Annotated in this window: 15 protein-coding genes and 1 pseudogene; 13 read left to right on the top strand and 3 right to left on the bottom strand. The window is 57.8% G+C overall.

Annotated features, from left to right (window positions below; genetic code table 11):
* Positions 1 to 535: 535 nt before the first annotated feature.
* Positions 536 to 667: a hypothetical protein gene (locus NKH01_RS31120; protein WP_353024130.1), complete on the bottom strand. Its 132-nt coding sequence runs from the start codon at positions 665 to 667 to the stop codon at positions 536 to 538.
* A 236-nt stretch (positions 668 to 903) separates the two neighbouring features.
* On the opposite strand from NKH01_RS31120, the gene NKH01_RS31115 reads away from it, so the two are divergent.
* Entirely contained in the window at positions 904 to 1,317 is a 414-nt protein-coding gene (locus tag NKH01_RS31115) for a hypothetical protein (RefSeq protein ID WP_353024128.1), read from the top strand.
* Positions 1,318 to 2,040: 723 nt separating this feature from the next.
* Here the strand turns inward: NKH01_RS31115 and virG are convergent.
* Positions 2,041 to 2,763 (bottom strand): two-component system response regulator VirG, encoded by a 723-nt coding sequence (gene virG / locus NKH01_RS31110; RefSeq protein WP_353024126.1) that lies wholly within the window; start codon positions 2,761 to 2,763, stop codon positions 2,041 to 2,043.
* Between the two features lie 1,292 nt (positions 2,764 to 4,055).
* Between virG and NKH01_RS31105 the strand changes: the two genes are divergently transcribed.
* From NKH01_RS31105 to virB11, 11 genes are all read left to right on the top strand, one after another.
* The gene (locus NKH01_RS31105; RefSeq protein WP_353024124.1) at positions 4,056 to 4,841 is read left to right on the top strand and encodes a type IV secretion system lytic transglycosylase VirB1; all 786 of its coding nucleotides are present in this window, start codon (positions 4,056 to 4,058) and stop codon (positions 4,839 to 4,841) included.
* 74 nt (positions 4,842 to 4,915) lie between these two features.
* Complete coding sequence (gene virB2, locus NKH01_RS31100; RefSeq protein WP_353024136.1) at positions 4,916 to 5,221, top strand: pilin major subunit VirB2; 306 nt, start codon at positions 4,916 to 4,918, stop codon at positions 5,219 to 5,221.
* Positions 5,221 to 5,547, top strand: coding sequence for a type IV secretion system protein VirB3 (locus tag NKH01_RS31095; protein WP_353024121.1), 327 nt, complete (start codon positions 5,221 to 5,223; stop codon positions 5,545 to 5,547). The genes virB2 and NKH01_RS31095 overlap by 1 nt, the downstream gene beginning before the upstream one ends.
* On the top strand, positions 5,547 to 7,916 hold the full coding sequence (virB4, locus tag NKH01_RS31090; RefSeq protein WP_353024119.1) for a type IV secretion/conjugal transfer ATPase VirB4: 2,370 nt from the start codon (positions 5,547 to 5,549) through the stop codon (positions 7,914 to 7,916). Before NKH01_RS31095 ends, virB4 begins: the two co-directional genes overlap by 1 nt.
* Positions 7,917 to 7,929: 13 nt before the next feature.
* Positions 7,930 to 8,613 (top strand): TrbJ/VirB5 family protein, encoded by a 684-nt coding sequence (locus tag NKH01_RS31085; protein WP_353024117.1) that lies wholly within the window; start codon positions 7,930 to 7,932, stop codon positions 8,611 to 8,613.
* A 58-nt stretch (positions 8,614 to 8,671) separates the two neighbouring features.
* Complete coding sequence (locus NKH01_RS31080) at positions 8,672 to 9,559, top strand: type IV secretion system protein (RefSeq protein ID WP_353024115.1); 888 nt, start codon at positions 8,672 to 8,674, stop codon at positions 9,557 to 9,559.
* A 27-nt stretch (positions 9,560 to 9,586) separates the two neighbouring features.
* On the top strand, positions 9,587 to 9,745 hold the full coding sequence (locus NKH01_RS31075; RefSeq protein ID WP_081731114.1) for a type IV secretion system lipoprotein VirB7: 159 nt from the start codon (positions 9,587 to 9,589) through the stop codon (positions 9,743 to 9,745).
* Positions 9,742 to 10,455 carry a type IV secretion system protein VirB8 gene (locus tag NKH01_RS31070; protein WP_353024113.1) on the top strand — a complete coding sequence of 238 codons (714 nt, stop codon included), beginning with the start codon at positions 9,742 to 9,744 and terminating at the stop codon, positions 10,453 to 10,455. The genes NKH01_RS31075 and NKH01_RS31070 overlap by 4 nt, the downstream gene beginning before the upstream one ends.
* On the top strand, positions 10,452 to 11,333 hold the full coding sequence (locus NKH01_RS31065; RefSeq protein ID WP_353024112.1) for a TrbG/VirB9 family P-type conjugative transfer protein: 882 nt from the start codon (positions 10,452 to 10,454) through the stop codon (positions 11,331 to 11,333). Before NKH01_RS31070 ends, NKH01_RS31065 begins: the two co-directional genes overlap by 4 nt.
* Positions 11,330 to 12,469 (top strand): type IV secretion system protein VirB10, encoded by a 1,140-nt coding sequence (gene virB10 / locus NKH01_RS31060; protein ID WP_353024110.1) that lies wholly within the window; start codon positions 11,330 to 11,332, stop codon positions 12,467 to 12,469. Before NKH01_RS31065 ends, virB10 begins: the two co-directional genes overlap by 4 nt.
* On the top strand, positions 12,453 to 13,493 hold the full coding sequence (virB11, locus tag NKH01_RS31055) for a P-type DNA transfer ATPase VirB11 (RefSeq protein ID WP_353024108.1): 1,041 nt from the start codon (positions 12,453 to 12,455) through the stop codon (positions 13,491 to 13,493). The genes virB10 and virB11 overlap by 17 nt, the downstream gene beginning before the upstream one ends.
* A 578-nt stretch (positions 13,494 to 14,071) precedes the next feature.
* On the opposite strand, the pseudogene NKH01_RS31050 reads toward virB11, so the two are convergent.
* Positions 14,072 to 14,185 (bottom strand): annotated as a pseudogene (locus tag NKH01_RS31050) (DNA-binding response regulator); the annotation flags it as partial.
* 828 nt (positions 14,186 to 15,013) lie between these two features.
* Here NKH01_RS31050 and trxA point away from each other — a divergent pair.
* Positions 15,014 to 15,334 carry a thioredoxin gene (trxA, locus tag NKH01_RS31045; protein WP_353024106.1) on the top strand — a complete coding sequence of 107 codons (321 nt, stop codon included), beginning with the start codon at positions 15,014 to 15,016 and terminating at the stop codon, positions 15,332 to 15,334.
* The last annotated feature ends 174 nt before the right edge of the window (positions 15,335 to 15,508 follow it).

Genomic DNA, 15,508 nt, shown 5'->3' with positions numbered 1-15,508 from the left:
GAACAGGGGTTTCGCGAGGTGCTTCAGCGAGGGCAGGATCATCAAGCCGCCTCGTCTTTTTTCAGCGATCCAGGGATCCCCGCTGGACGGGATGACCCCAACAGAAGCGTGTCGGACGCTTTCGCAGCGGCCGGCTCTAGGCACGCCGGAGTTGAGGCCGCCGCCCCGCCAGTGTTAGCTGCCAGCCAACAGCAGATCCGGCCCTCGCCGGATGCGCTTGACCAGGGCAACCACCTGCCACCCCAGTGAGTCATCACCAACAATGAACATTCCACAGCGCTGTTGTGGCCAGCGGAGACGCAGAGGGCCCTGAATACGCCGCAAGCCGTCGCCATTCAGCAGCAGCTGAGCGAAATCGGCAATTCAGGCGGCCGCGTGCCGATGCAGCCTCCCATCCAGCAGTTGGGTGAATTGCCATTGGAAGGGGTACCCGTTCAAGGGATAGGGGCCGAACACATCCGAAGCCTGCATGCGGAGGCCGCGGCCTCCGCGAGGTCTGAGGCGCCCCGCTGCGATCGACAACTCCATAATTGTCTCATTCGCCGTCCCCAAAGGCTTCTCCCATGGGACTCATCGCGTCCCAGGCGCGATGCTCTTTTTCTTGGACCGCCATGACCCCTTGCCGGATGCGGAAAAGCCGGAATGGAACTACGATATTGAAGGTCATCACGGCTACACCGCCGGAAGCCCGGAGGGGCGCAACGACTTTTGGCTCGTCCATCGCGGTCCGATAAGTGAAGCTGCAGCGGCAGCAGTACCGGCAAGGGCTCCAGGACCCGCCTTGCCAGCGACCGCCAGGCTGTCAGACACCTATCGGGGTGTCCGTTAGTCGATCTGACCACCTCCTCCGATGCTCAGATCGGAGCTTTTCCGTCAGGCTCGTCCAACCTCCCCGATGGGGCGGTGCTCGGTGCCGACCTGCTGAGCGACGCGCATATCCACAGGGATTACCGGTTGCTGGAGCAGGACCTGCAGGAGGCCCACCCAGCGCTCGCCGCCCGAACGCGGCTGATGGATGCGTCGGTCTCCCATCTACTGCGCCGTCATGACGTGGACGTGCAAAGTAGGTTGTTGTCCATCTATCATCAAAACGACGCCCCAGCCGACTTCGTGTTCCTGCCAGTGAACCGTGCCGATCCTATGGATCCGGCGCCGGATCTTCAACGCATCCACCATTGGTCGCTGCTGCTCGTTGATCGCCGCGACCCGGAAAGAGCGGCCGCCTATCACTACGATCCATCCAGCACGATGGACAGGGACACAACGACGCGGTTGCAGGAGAGCTCGCAGCAAGACTGGACGCGCCCACTCTGGTGACACCCGCCATGGCCCGGCAGAACAACGGTGTTGATTGCGGCGTCTTCGTGGTGGACGGCACGCGCGAACTGGTTCATCGATTGGGAACGAAGAGCGGCCAGACCAGCAGCTGCCGCTGCACCTCAACTACCTCGTCGCGATCGGCAGGCGCTGCAAAACCGACTGAGGGGAGGGGCGCTGCCGCACGAGCTTACCGCAATCCCCGCGGAAGCTTTTGTAGCAGCTGGGTCGCAGGTGCAACACGCAGTCTTGTAAGAGCAGCAAGCCCGACAAGTCGCGCCAGCGCCGTTTGAACGGCACTTGGGCAAGACGCGCGAGGCCCAGGACGGACTGACGAGTACACTTGACAGGAGCAACCTCGTGAACAGCGGGGGCGTCATCATAAACAATGAACATTACACAGCGCTGTTGATACCGGCGAAGAGGCAGAGGACTGATAATCCGCAAAGCCTCGCCATGGGGCGGCAACTGAGTGAAGCAACCACGACGTCCATCAGCCAAGCCTCCGATCAAGCCCGAGCGGACCTAATGGCTTCCTTCAGAAGCAGGGAGCGCTCCGACGCGGGGCGTTGAGCTCCATGGCTGGGGTCAAGCAGAACAGCTCTCTTGACGACAGAGGCGCTGATGCGATCTCCGGACCGGTAGCTCTCGCCGTAATTGATCAGGCTGGCACTGTTGGAAGGCTTGATCAGCCTCGTCAGCCAATCTCCTGAATAGCTCCTGTCAGGCGGCCAAGGTTCCGTAGCTAACGTCTACGTCAGCGTTGAAGAAGTACCCTGCACCACGGCATGTCTTGACTAGGCGAGGATTGGCCGCATCAGCCTCCAGCTTTCGGCGCAAGCGCATGATTAGGACATCGATACTTCGATCGTACACCTCTTCTCCACGCACACGGCTCGCGAGCAAAAGCCGTTCTCTGGATAGCACGTTGCGGGGGTTCTCCAGAAATGCGATCAAGAGATTGAACTCACATGCGGTAAGCTTGACCTCGCCACGCTCCGCACAGATCAGTCGCCGCTGCCTCACGCTGAGCTTCCAGGCCCCAAAGCGAAATGAGCGCTGCTCTCTGGTTCGCGGACTAGAAATGCGCTCGCGTAGCGCTACTCGAATGCGGGCCAAGAATTCGCGCATCCCGAAAGGCTTGGGAATGAAATCGGTTGCGCCGAGCTCCAGTGCAACCACTTTTTCCGCCTCATCAAGCCGGTCGCCGCTGATCACTATGATAGGAACATCCGATTTTGTCGTCAGATTGCGGACGATCGCAAGTCCATCCTCCCGGCCTAGGTTAAGGTCAACAACCACGAGATCGACTGGCTCATGTGAAAGAACATAGTCAAACTGCTTGCTATCGTGGACTGCGGTTACCTTCAGGGCATGCATCGTGAGATACTCGGCGATGAGGCGCCGCATTGCGGCATCATCGTCAATGACAAGAACATGTTTCAACGGCACACCTTCAATCTTGAATCCCCTTGTCTAAACCTGTTGCCGAGCAACCCTGGGGCACCGACCCAGAACAGCTGCCCCTTGATACCACTCGCCGTTGCGTGCGGCCAATGTGAGGCCGTGCTCGTCCTGGTCTTTTCATCCCTAGCGAATTGACCGCACCAAGGCAGCCCGTGGCCACCAGACAGGTCCAAGCGCCGACATGACCCTGCCGTGTGGTCCTTCGCTTTTTCGCTTCGAGCTCCCCCGTTGGTGCAGGCCTGCCAATACCACTCGAGTTCGACCTCATGGATGCCAAGTTTCCTGCTATGCCCTTGCATCCTCGTCATCCTGGAGTTTGCGGACCTGGATCATCTCGATATCCTCCGGCTCGTGGATCCAGCTCGGACATGGTTGAGCAGCGCGGCGTTTAGCTTGATCGGAGAGGCGGTCGGCGGAAGAAGACCGTGATTCGCTGCAGCGGCCTTGTGCCAAATAGTATGTCTCCTGCCAAGCCGGCTTCGTCCAAGGTGGCCGGCGGCCTCAAATGCTGTTCGGGCGACCGGCAGGTCGCCGGTTGCGGTGAACGTCCGGGCTAACATTTCTCAGTTACTGCAACTCCTCCATCTTGAGCGTGTCACTATGCTTGTCCATTGCGCCGTCGGACTCCGTCAATGACGTGCGGTTTTCTGCCGATGGGACTGTGCATGATCCACCCGTTGGCGGCGGCGGCCGAACAGCTGAACCAGGCTCGCACCAGGATGGGCTGCGCCGCCACGTCTTCCCAGTTGACCCTCGCCCCCGCGGATTTGCGCCTTCGAGCCAGCTTCGCGGACGAGCTCGCGTCTCAAGCAATGATCTGAGTGTGCAGGGCCGCGCATGGCTGCTCTTAAAGCACCGGCAGCATACCGGCAAAGTTGGGCTGCTTTATCGCCTTCGTCGATTCCCCACGGTGATCCCGAGCCTGAACAAACCCGCCAAGCTCCCCATTTTGTCCTTGGCTTGGCGCTGACAGAAGTACCATCCATGACGCCGAAGTCGCGGCCCACGGTCCAGGAGCAACGGACGGCCGGGACGAGCAATCCTGCACAGGAGTCATCGTACCAAGATGCTCCGGATGTCGCTGGCTGATCGGGCCCGCGCCACCCACGCATGCGCAAGATGCTCACCCACGCTGACACGAACACGGTCTTTGCTTCAGTTGAAACCGAAAAGCTGAACTTGAACATCACACAGTAACAAACCTCCCCGATAAGCGCGTGCCGGACAGGGCCAGAACCCGTCCGGCGGCTTGGAAAGGTAGGTGATAGGGAATGTTTATTGCAGCTTGGCCGCTGGCCATCGTCCTGTTGACATCCATGTCACTCCCAGCCGAGCCCGCGCCACTTTCTCCGCGTGAGTTCCGCAGCCTGTCGCGCAAATGCGCTCCCTGGGTTGCGCCGTCCACCCTCGCCGCGATTGCCAAGATTGAAAGTGGCTTTGAAACGCTGGTGGCTCATGACAACACCACAGGTGAGCAGCTTCGCTGGATAGACCACCTGGAAGCCACGCGGGGCATCAAGGAACGCCTCGAAGCACAACATTCTGTCGATGTTGGATTGATGCAGATAAACAGCAAGAACTTTCCCATGCTCAATCTCACGCCGGAAAGGGCTTTCGAGCCCTGCGCCTCGCTTTCGGCTGCCGCCCACTTGCTTGAAAGCCGGTATGCCGGCGGCACCACTGCTGTGGCACAGCAACTGGCGCTTCGCCGTGCCATCTCGGCCTATAACACGGGCGACGTCACGCGTGGCTTCGCCAACGGTTATGTACGCAAGGTCGAGTCGGCCGCAAAGGACATCTCAAGTCTCCTTGAGCGAACGCTGGAGCCGACTGCTCGAGATGTGCCGCACCTTGAGGCACCCGGTCGGAAAGCCGTGCCGCCTCTGCTCCAGCAGAGCCAACAGGCCAATAGAAAGAAGCAGCCCAACCAAGATTCTTGGGACATCTGGGGCTCGTATCAGCCAGACCGCTCCGGGGCCGATCCCTCCGGTCCGACAGGCAGCCAGGCTGCGAAAGCACGGGAACCCGCGAACCCGAACAAACTCGTATTCGATTGAAACATGGAGATGCAATGATGACGCCACTCAAGATACTTCGTGCGCTTAAAACGCGTGTTCCTTCGCCTTTTTCCATGCTGCGCATGGCGGCTGAATATGTACCGGCCGCTGCTGCAGGCGCGGCGTGGACGGTCTTCTCCAGCGGGCCAGCCGCGGCTCAGGTGACCGGAGGGACGGATCCTGCCAAGATGGTCCAGAATATCTGCACGTTCATACTTGGCCCCTTCGGACAATCACTGGCCGTGCTCGGGCTCGTAGCCATCGGTATCTCTTGGATGTTCGGTCGTGCTTCACTTGGCCTGGTTGCGGGTGTCGTTGGAGGGATCGTCATCATGTTCGGGGCCAGCTTCCTGGGCAAGGCGCTCATAGGCGGTGGCTGATGAGCGACCGGTTGGAAGCGAGCACCCTCTATGTGGCGGCGACGCGCCCCGCACTGTTTCTGGGGGTGCCGCTGACGCTGGCCGGATTGCTCATGATGTTGGCTGGGCTTGTTATCATTATCCTTCAGAACCCGCTTTACGAAATCGTTCTCGCGCCACTCTGGTTCGGAGCACGGCTGGTTGTTGAGCGTGACTATAACGCGGCAAGCGTCGTGCTGCTCTATTTGCAGACGGCCGGCAGAAGCGTGGACGGGCCGGTCTGGGGAGGCGCAAGCGTCAGCGCCAATCCGATCAGAGTGCCGAAACGCGGAAGAGGAATGGTGTAATGTTCGGCGCCAGCGGCCGGACCGAGAGGTCTGGCGAGATCTACCTTCCGTATGTTGGTCACGTAAGCGATCAGGTTGTCCTTCTGGAAGACGGATCCATCCTGGCCATGGCACATGTGAACGGTCTGCCCTTTGATTTGGAAGACGCTGAGATGCGCAACTCGCGCTGCCGCGCGTTCAACACTCTCTTGCGAAACATCGCCGATGACAATGTCTCGATATACGCTCATCTTGTGAGACACAACGATGTGCCGGCGCCGGCGCCACGCCAGTTTCAAAGTGCATTCGCTGGCAGTCTGAGCGAGGCCTACGAGCGTCGTGTGCTGTCGGGAAAGCTCTTTCGCAACGATCACTTCCTCACTTTGATCGTGTCCCCCCGCACCGCAATCGGCAAGATCGGCTTGCGGATTGCCAGGTCCCCCAGACGGAATGAGCACGATCTAGCCACCCAAATGCGGAGCCTGGAAGACCTCTGGCACATCATTGCTGGCGCACTCGGCGGTTACGGTCTGCGCCGGTTGGGCATTCGAGAGAAAGGCAACGTGCTCTTCACGGAAATCGGCGAGGCGCTTCGGCTCATGATGACTTGCCGGTTTCTTCCGGTTCCGATGGTTACCGGCTCACTTGGCGCCTCGATCTACACTGACCAGGTCATCTGCGGGAAGCGGGCGCTTGAGATTCGAAGGCCCGGGGATAGCTCCGTCGGATCATTGTTTTCGTTCCGTGAATATCCGGCGACGACGCGGCCGGGCATGCTAAATTCCTTGCTGTCCGCCAACTTCCCGCTTGTCCTGAGCCAGAGCTTTTCCTTCCTCACTCGCCCACAAGCTCATGCCAAACTAAGCCTTAAGTCCAGCCAGATGACGAGTGCCGGCGACAAGGCCCTCACCCAGATCAATGAACTTGCCGAGGCAGAGGACGCACTGGCAAGCAACGAATTCGTGATGGGTTCGCATCATCTGAGCCTGTGCGTCTATGCCGACAGCCTCAATAGCCTTGCAGGTCGCGCAGCAAGTGCCCGCGCACGGCTGGCCGACGCGGGCGCCGTTATCGTCCAAGAGGGCATCGGCATGGAGGCCGCATATTGGTCCCAACTTCCGGGGAACAACAGGTGGCGCACGCGCCCGGGGGCGATCACCTCACACAATTTTGCCGGGCTCGTCTCATTTGAGAACTTCCCAAGCGGTTCCAGTTCCGGCCACTGGGGCAATGCTGTTGCGCGCTTTCGCACAAACGGTGGAACTTCTTTCGACTACATCCCCCATGAGAATGACGTCGGCATGACGGCAATATTCGGGCCCGTTGGCAAAGGCAAGACGACGCTGATGACCTTTGTCCTCGCGATGCTTGAGCAAAGCTTGGTCGATCGCAATGGTGCGATCGTCTTCTTCGATAAGGATCGGGGTGGTGAACTGCTGGTGCGAGCCACGGGAGGGACATATCTTGCGTTGCGCAGAGGCGCTCCGAGCGGCTTGGCCCCTCTGCGTGGACTGGACAACACCTCCGCCTCGCGGGACTTTCTGCGCGAGTGGTTGATGGCCCTGATCGAGAGTGACGGCCGTGGTCCGATCTCGCCGGAGGAAAGCCGTCGGCTGGAACGCGGCATTGTTCGTCAGCTTTCGTTCGAACCCCCTATGCGCTCACTTGCGGGCCTGCGCGAATTCCTATTGCACAGCCCCTCCGAGGGCGCAGGAGCACGGCTGCAGCGGTGGTGTAGAGGGGGGGCGCTTGGATGGGCCTTTGACGGCGACGTGGACGAAGTAAGGCTGGATGCCTCCATTACGGGCTTCGACATGACGCAGCTCCTGGAATATGAGGAGGTCTGTGCACCGGCCGCCGCATACCTTCTGCATCGAGTGGGCGCTATCGTCGATGGTCGTCGGTTCGTCATGAGCTGCGACGAATTTCGATTCTATCTACTCAACCCCCAATTCTCGGCCGTTATCGACAAGTTCTTGCTCACGGTCCGCAAAAACAACGGCATGTTGATACTCGCAACGCAGCAGCCTGAACACGTTCTGGAATCGCCTCTCGGAGCTAGTCTCGTTGCGCAATGTATGACGAAAATTTTCTACCCATCACCGACGGCGGACCGAGCTGCGTATGTCGATGGCTTGAAGTGCACTACGCAGGAGTTCGAGGCAATCCGCCAGGGAATGGCAATTGGCAGCCGCAAGTTTTTGCTCAAGCGCGACAGTGGGAGTGCTGTTTGTGAATTCGACCTTGGGCAGATGCGCGAGTACGTAGCCGTACTCTCGGGGCGGGCCAACACCGTGCGCTTTGCCGACCAGCTTCGTGACCAGTACGGAGATGCCCCAAGTGGATGGCTCGACAAGTTCATGGCTCGTTACCACGAAGTTCAAGACTGATGGAGGAATATTCATGAGATTTGCCAAGCTTGCAGCAATAACGCTTGCTGCTTCCTTTCTGCTTAGCACACAGGCCCGGTCGCAATTTGTCGTCAGCGACCCGCTAACAGAAACACAAGTGACCTTAACAGCGGTTTCCAATGCGGCGATCCTTGAGAGGTCAATCGCGACGCTCGCTACCACGATCGAAATGGTGGATATGCTAAAGTCGTCATTCGGTGTCACGGGACTGCTAAGCTCACTGAACCAAGGAAATCACTACCCGTCGAGCAATAAGCTGGAGGGGCAGATGTTTGATGCTCGGGCGCCAGCTTCGATTGTGGCCCGTAACATTGCGCAGGACCCAAATCGGATAGTCAACGGCACCGATTCAGAAGCGAAACTGTTACAGGGACAAATCGCTGGGGCCGCCAATGCCGCAGCTATTGCAGCCGACACTTTGGGCATAATGGACAAGCGCCTTAAGGATAACGCCGGCACGCTTGGTCAGCTTTCCCGCTCGGGAAATATTATGCAGGCCACCGTGACCAACGGTCTGGTCCTTAAGCAGATTCACGATGCGATGATCCAAAATGCCCAGGCCACGAGTCTGCTGACGATGGCCACTGCACAAGCGAGCCTTCACACCGCTGAGGAGGCCGCCACGCAGCGTCGCGAACACCAGAAGACCGCTCGCATTTTTGACGCCCTCCCGTAAACGACGCTGAGTTCATCAGGCTCAGCTGCGCTGATCAGGGACAAATCAGGCTCAGGCAATGCATTTCTCACTTCATGCCCCATTCACGGTTATACACACGATCTTTCATGGGGCCTTTACGTTGGGGCTGCACAAAGTGCTTGGAAAGATCCAAGAAGCGGTCAGTGCGCCTCTGGTGGCGTGTGTCACGCTTTGGATAATAATCCAAGGCTTTCTGGTCATGCGTGGTCAAGTCGATGCGCGCGGGGGTATCTCGCGCGTAATCATGGTGTCGATTGTCGTCGCCCTTATCTTAGGGCAGGCCAACTATCAGTTGTACATTGAATCGGTCTTCGACGACACGATTCCGAGGTTGGCTCACCAGATCAGTGGCAGCGACTTGCCCTTCCTCGGTATCACCCAGAAGCTCGACATGATGTTTGCTAAAAGTCAGGCTGCCTTTCAGGTGATTGCTTCCGAAATTGGGCCAATGAATAGCCAGGACATACTTGCTTTCGAGGGAGCGCAATGGATTTTCTACGGCGCGCTGTGGACAGCGTTCGAGATCTACGATGCCGTTGGAATTCTGACGAAGGTGCTCTTGACGATCGGCCCTCTCGTTCTTGTAGGCTATCTTTTTGATCACACTCGAGACATAGCCACCAGATGGATCGGCCAACTGCTCTCGTATGGGCTGCTGCTTCTCCTCCTCAACATCGTTGCCACGATAGTTATCGTTGCCGAAGCAGCCTCGCTGCTAGTCATGATTGCGGTGATCAAAACATCGGGTGAGACAGCAGCAAAGATCATCGGGCTTTACGAGCTCGACATGCTTTTCCTAGCTGGTGACGCTCTGATCGTCGCGCTTCCGACGATCGCCAGCAGCATCGCCGGCGCCTCTTGGGGAGGTGCGAACCGACCTCTTAACAGCCTCAATCGCCACTTTGCCAAAACGGCGGGTGGTTAATCAATCGACAAGCTCGGTGCCAAAAACATGAAATATTGCCTACTTCTGTCAATCCTCGCTTTGGCCGCCTGCAAGACAAGCCATGGGCTTGCGACGTGCGCGGGTGCCCCATTCCAACTGAACGTGGGACAATGGGAAACCACCCCTGAGGATCTTCAGGTCGAATGCGCGGAAGAGCCAAAGTGAAATTTCCTGAACATGCCCTTCTGGTGGAGAGAGAAACGCTAGCCGCCCACTATAAGAAGGTGGAAGCGTTTCAAACTTCACGAGCGAAGTCTGCGCGGCGCCTGTCAAAGGCCCTGATAGCCTTTGCCGCAGCGGCGGTCCTAGGGAATGTTGCCCAGGCATTTACCATCGCTGCCATGGTCCCGTTGGCCAAGCTCGTACCTGTGTTCCTCTGGGTCCGGCCGGATGGGACCGTCGACAGCGAAGTGTCAGTCTCTCGACTGCCGGCAACCCAAGACCGAGCCGTCATAAATGCTTCGCTGTGGGAATATGTACGCCTGCGCGAGGGGTACACAGCAGATACAGCCCAATACGCCTATGACCTCGTATCCAGTTTCAGCGCGCCGGCTGTGCGACAGCAATATCAAGATTTCTTCAACTATCCGAATCCCACCTCGCCGCAAGTCACGGTCGGCAAGCGCGGCAAGCTCGAGGTCGGGCATATTTCCTCAAACGACATCAGTCCGGAAGTTCAACAGATCCGTTACAAACGTACGCTTGTTGTCGATGGGCAGATGCCGATAGTGACCACCTGGACAGCTACCATCCGCTACGAGCGCTTGACGGGTCTGTCTGGGCAATCGAGGCTCACCAATCCGGGAGGTTTACTCGTCACTTCCTATCAAGGCTCGGAAGATAGCGTATCGAACCTGGGCTATGTGCAGCCATGACAAAAAGAGCGTTTCTCGCGCTGGTCTGTTCACTCTTCTTAACGATGGAAGCGTCCGCGGAAGACACACCACTTGCCGGCAAGCATGATGCGCGGATGCGCTACCTGGCTTACCGTCCCGACGAAGTGGTGCGCCTATCTACCGCAGTGGGGGCAACGCTGGTTGTCACATTCGCGGCCAACGAGACAGTCGCAGCCGTGGCCGTTTCCAATAGCAAAGACCTGGCTGCGCTCCCGCGCGCCAACTATCTCTTTTTTAAGGCTAGCCGGATGCTCCCGCCGCAGCCGGTCATCGTGCTGGCCGAGAGTGAGTCCGGTACACGGAGATACGTCTTCAGTATTTCAACGAGAGCGATGCCAAAACTCGATGAGCAGCAACCTGACCTATACTACAGTGTGCAGTTCACCTATCCTGCTGATGAGGCTGCTGCTCAGAGAAAGGACGCAGAAAGGCGCTCGATTCTTGGTCAGGCCCGGGCGAAAGTGCTGCACGACGAGAGAGTTCAGGATTTGTTGAATCGGCCCGCCGCAACTGCCAGTCCGGACGAAAGCAATTTTCACTACGTCGCAAAGGGCGATCGATCGCTGGCGCCGCTGGAAGTTTTCGATAATGGCTTTACCACCGTATTTGGCTTCGCAAGCAATTCCCGCATACCCTCCCTCTACATTATCAATCCCGACGGCAAGGAAGCCGCTGCCAATTACACGGTCAAAGGGGACTATGTTGAAGTATCCGCAGTCGCCCGGGAATGGCGTCTGAGAGATGGCAATACGGTCTTGTCCATTTTCAACAGGGCTTATGATCCTGTGGGACGAGCGCCAGGGACCGGTACAGTGACACCCGACGTGTGGCGCGTTTTGAAAAGGCTCGGCCGATGAATGAAACCGGCCCACAGTCGGGACATGATGTCCATGCCTCCGGATCGATGGTCTCGGAGCCGGCCCGCCGGCATGTTTCGGGATTGCAGAAGTTGGCCGTCGCTGCTCTTGTTCTCATCTCATCTCTATCGCTCATCTGGCTCGGAGGTCGTCCCAGCACACAAGACGAACCAACTCAGCCAAAACCTCCAATTGTCGCCAACGCCGAGCCATTCCGCCCCGTGCCGATTGAGATTGCTCCCGAACCTCCAGCACCCGTACAGGCGGCGCAGGCAGGAGATCCTGCGCCATCCACGCCGCCTCCGGCGCCAGCTGATCCGCCGCCGGAGGAAACACCAATTTTCGCCTACAGTGGCAGCAGTCAAATGCCCAACGACGGTCAGCGGAGCGAAGACAACCATAGGGATGCTCCCGCGACCTCGGATGAGATTTCAGACGCTGGCGATCTGTCAGGGCGATTGAAGCCAGATATACAGGAGCCAAGCCGGGCCACACTTTTGCCGCACCCTGATCTCGTGATTACTCAAGGAACGATCATTCCCTGCATTTTGCAAACGGCAGTCGACACAAATTTACCGGGTTATGTGAAGTGCGTCTTACCCAAAGACGTCCGCGGCGCCACCAACAACGTGGTGCTTTTGGATCGCGGGACGACCGTGATTGGCGAGATCCAGCGTGGTCTCCAACAGGGGGATGCGCGTGTCTTCGTGCTGTGGACGCGCATCGAAACGCCTGACCATGCCCTCGTTTCGCTAGCATCGCCGGGCGCTGACGAGCTCGGCCGCTCCGGAATGCCTGGCACGGTGGATAATCACTTCTGGCAGCGCTTTGGTGGAGCAATGCTCATGAGCGTCATTCAAGGCGCGTTTCAGGCCGCCGGTCAATACGCTGGCAGCTCAGGTGGAGGAAGCGGCATCAACAGCTTCCAGAGCAACGCCGGACAAGCCGTTGACACGACCCTTAGAGCAACGATCAACGTTCCGCCAACTCTGAAGAAAAACCAGGGAGATGCTGTATCCATCTTTGTGGCTCGGGACCTCGATTTCTCAGATGTATACGATCTTAGAGCGACCGCCGTGGCGCCAGCCCCCCAACATCGCCAAGTTCGGAGAGACAACAATGCGATCGGAGGCTGACCCTCAATTGCGTTTGCTTCTCAACCCTGTTCTGAAATGGCTTGAGGAGCCAAGGACCGAAGAGGTCGCTATCAACCGGCCTGGGGAAGCCTTTGTCCGACAGGCCGGCGTTTTCACGAAACATCCGCTACCGCTATCTTATGACGATCTGGAGGACATCGCGATCCTTGCTGGAGCGCTGCGCAAGCAAGATGTCGGACCGCAAAGCCCCCTCTGTGCGACTGAGCTGCCGAACGGAGAGCGGCTGCAGATCTGTTTGCCGCCCGCTGTTCCCTCTGGAACAATAAGCCTGACGATACGGCGTCCCTCAAGTCGTGTGACCGAACTCAAGGAAGTTTCTTCTCGCTACGAATACTCGCGTTGGAATCAATGGCGGTCACGAAAGGAGCGCCAAGAGCGGCAGGACGAAACGATTCTTCAGCACTACGACCATGGTGACTTGGAGCAATTTTTGCGAGCGTGCGTTTGCGGGCGGCTCACGATGCTGCTTTGCGGACCTACTGGAAGCGGCAAAACGACAATGAGCAAGACTTTGATCAACGCTATACCCCCGCAAGAGAGGCTGATAAGTATCGAGGACACGCTCGAACTTGCAATCCCGCACGAGAACCATGTCCGGTTACTCTATCCGAAGGACCGAGCAGGCGTAGGTGCGGTGACAGCCGAGCAACTGTTGCAAGCCAGCTTGCGCATGCGCCCTGATCGAATATTGCTTGGCGAGATGCGCGATGATGCTGCTTGGGCCTACCTTAGCGAAGTCGTCTCCGGCCATGCGGGATCAATATCAACGATTCATGGGGCGGATCCGGTCCAAGGCTTTAAAAAGCTCTTTTCACTCGTCAAGAGCAGCCCGCAAGGAGCTGCTGTGGAAGACCACACGCTTCTTGACCTGCTGTCGGCTGCCATTGACGTCATTGTGCCGTTCCGTACCCACGGCGACCTGTATGAGGTGGGGGAGGTGTGGCTCGCCGCCGATGCCCGGCGACGCGGAGAGACAGTAGCCGACCTTCTTAACAAGCACTAAGGCTAGAGCACGTCGGGGATCGGTAAGTCGATTGTGATATGATGGCGTAATTTGTTCGGATTCAACGTCCACTTTGATTTGACGGAGGTGGATAATGGGAGGAGGACTGAGCGTAGACCTTCGGTCACAAGTCTTGAAGTCTTCGGGCGCCCTGTCGGCGCGGCAAGCTGCGGCACGATTCGACTGGGTGTATCGAGCGCGTCCGCTGAATTGCGCGGGCGACGCTCAGCGAGCTGGTGCCGATGCCTGCTTCAAAAGCGGCATCGACACCCGGCAGGTCGTACCCTTGATTTACCTAGCCGCGCTCAATGAGCGTCTTCAAAGCCGCCGAACGTGGTGCGGAATGACCGGTTGGTAAATCGGGAAGTGCCATATAGGGAATCCTCCTGGTATTGCCTCCAGGGGGTCCTCTCAATGAACAAAGCCGCAACCTGCCCTTGCGACCTCAGCTGGAGTTTGCGACGCAACCCATGTAGGAGGATCGATGCGCAGAGAAATCGCAGGCAGAGTCGGTGGCATTGTGGGCTGGCCGACCGACGGTTTCAGCCCGTCAACAGGTCTTCACATGTTCCATCCCCGACTATTGCAGGCGTGCGGCTAGAATGCCCGTCGCTCCTTAGCTGCCTCAGCCAGCCCAAGCCATCGCCATCTGGCAGAGCCAACTCCAGCAGGAGAATTTCATAGGTTGCGCACTTCGGAGATCCCATGCTTGGGAGCCAGGTCCAGCATGTCCGATCTATCCACATTACAAGTGCAACCCGTTTCGACGTTGACGCTTCAAAATTTTGGATCTTCATTAAAGGACACGCTCCAATCGGCGCATTCGATATTGAACGGAGGTCCATTTGCCGCTCGGAAAACTTACATCATCTCACTCGGGGCTCAGTCAAACTGGAAACAGCGTTCGGCTATCACGTGAACTGAGTGCGCTTCTGGCCATTAATGCAGACGACTATGCACCGATGGACGATCCGATTCTGTTTCTGGAATCTCGTGAACGTCGGCTATAGCATTGGTAAGAGCTGTTAAGTCCCGAGATGAAAAACAAACGAAAAAAATTGCAGCTGAGTATCCAGGTTTATTGAAGGATCGCTTACATGGCCGATGATGATATGTCCGACGTCGAGAATCCGGAGGTTTCTGCTGACGAAGTCGATGGTTCCGCTAGACGATTGTCAGCGCTTCGACTCAACGCAAATTGACGCTCCGACGCCGCCACGTATCAAGAACAACTACATAGTGTCGTTGGAGTTGAAAGGTTCATTCACGTCACTTGCTCAAACTCTGTAGAGGGCTGACTAACAAAGGAATAAGGATAAAGCGCAGGATCTCCCAGCGAGCGTAACGGAAAGGCTTCTGTCGCGTCGGGGGGCGAGTCCGGCAGCACCAGCGAGCCGCAGCGGCCGCGAAGCAGTAGAGCTGGCCTCGACACGCGAACTGTGGCGAGCCTAGGTAGATGTTGATGTTGATCCTACCCTATCACAGGATTTCGGGTCACTTCTTCGGTCAAAGGAGCAGCCATGGCTACCGTGAAAGTCGATATCAATAACTTCCAGTCGGAAGTTCTGGAATCCGCGGCACCCGTCGTCGTCGATTTCTGGGCCGAATGGTGCGATCCCTGCAAGATGATTGCTCCGAGCCTCGAGGAAATCTCCGTCGAGATGGAAGGCAAGATCAAGGTCGCCAAGCTCAACGTCGATGAAAACCCGGAACTCGCCGCCCGATTGGGCGTGCGCTCCATTCCGACGCTCGCGATCTTCAAGGGCGGCGAAGTGGCCGATTTCTTGGTCGGCGCCAAACCGAAGACAGCTCTTTTGAACTGGATTTCGAACGCTGCCTGATCGATATCGCTCAGTACCGCAATGAAAAGACCGTAGATTCGCCCCGTAAAGCGGTAGGGTTCACAGTGATTTATGGGCGTTTTGTACAGGGCTCAGCCCTTTGAGCTTCAGCCTGATGTGGAGCGATCGAGTGGCGAAGAAGCTTTTCATTGCGGGGTTGTCGAGGCAGTTGCC

It is taken from the genome of Mesorhizobium sp. M1403 (assembly GCF_040317695.1).
GTDB lineage: Bacteria > Pseudomonadota > Alphaproteobacteria > Rhizobiales > Rhizobiaceae > Mesorhizobium.
The sequence above is the reverse complement of the archived record's forward strand: the minus strand, read 5'-3'. Positions and strand labels throughout refer to the sequence as shown.

Coding starts and splice junctions, on each gene's coding strand:
- NKH01_RS31075 (WP_081731114.1), top strand. CDS start 9,587: ATGAAATATTGCCTACTTCTGTCAATCCTCGCTTTGGCCGCCTGCAAG.
- virB10 (WP_353024110.1), top strand. CDS start 11,330: ATGAATGAAACCGGCCCACAGTCGGGACATGATGTCCATGCCTCCGGA.
- virB11 (WP_353024108.1), top strand. CDS start 12,453: ATGCGATCGGAGGCTGACCCTCAATTGCGTTTGCTTCTCAACCCTGTT.
- trxA (WP_353024106.1), top strand. CDS start 15,014: ATGGCTACCGTGAAAGTCGATATCAATAACTTCCAGTCGGAAGTTCTG.
- virB2 (WP_353024136.1), top strand. CDS start 4,916: ATGCTGCGCATGGCGGCTGAATATGTACCGGCCGCTGCTGCAGGCGCG.
- NKH01_RS31105 (WP_353024124.1), top strand. CDS start 4,056: ATGTTTATTGCAGCTTGGCCGCTGGCCATCGTCCTGTTGACATCCATG.
- NKH01_RS31080 (WP_353024115.1), top strand. CDS start 8,672: ATGCATTTCTCACTTCATGCCCCATTCACGGTTATACACACGATCTTT.
- NKH01_RS31085 (WP_353024117.1), top strand. CDS start 7,930: ATGAGATTTGCCAAGCTTGCAGCAATAACGCTTGCTGCTTCCTTTCTG.
- NKH01_RS31095 (WP_353024121.1), top strand. CDS start 5,221: ATGAGCGACCGGTTGGAAGCGAGCACCCTCTATGTGGCGGCGACGCGC.
- NKH01_RS31065 (WP_353024112.1), top strand. CDS start 10,452: ATGACAAAAAGAGCGTTTCTCGCGCTGGTCTGTTCACTCTTCTTAACG.
- virB4 (WP_353024119.1), top strand. CDS start 5,547: ATGTTCGGCGCCAGCGGCCGGACCGAGAGGTCTGGCGAGATCTACCTT.
- NKH01_RS31120 (WP_353024130.1), bottom strand. CDS start 667: ATGACCTTCAATATCGTAGTTCCATTCCGGCTTTTCCGCATCCGGCAA.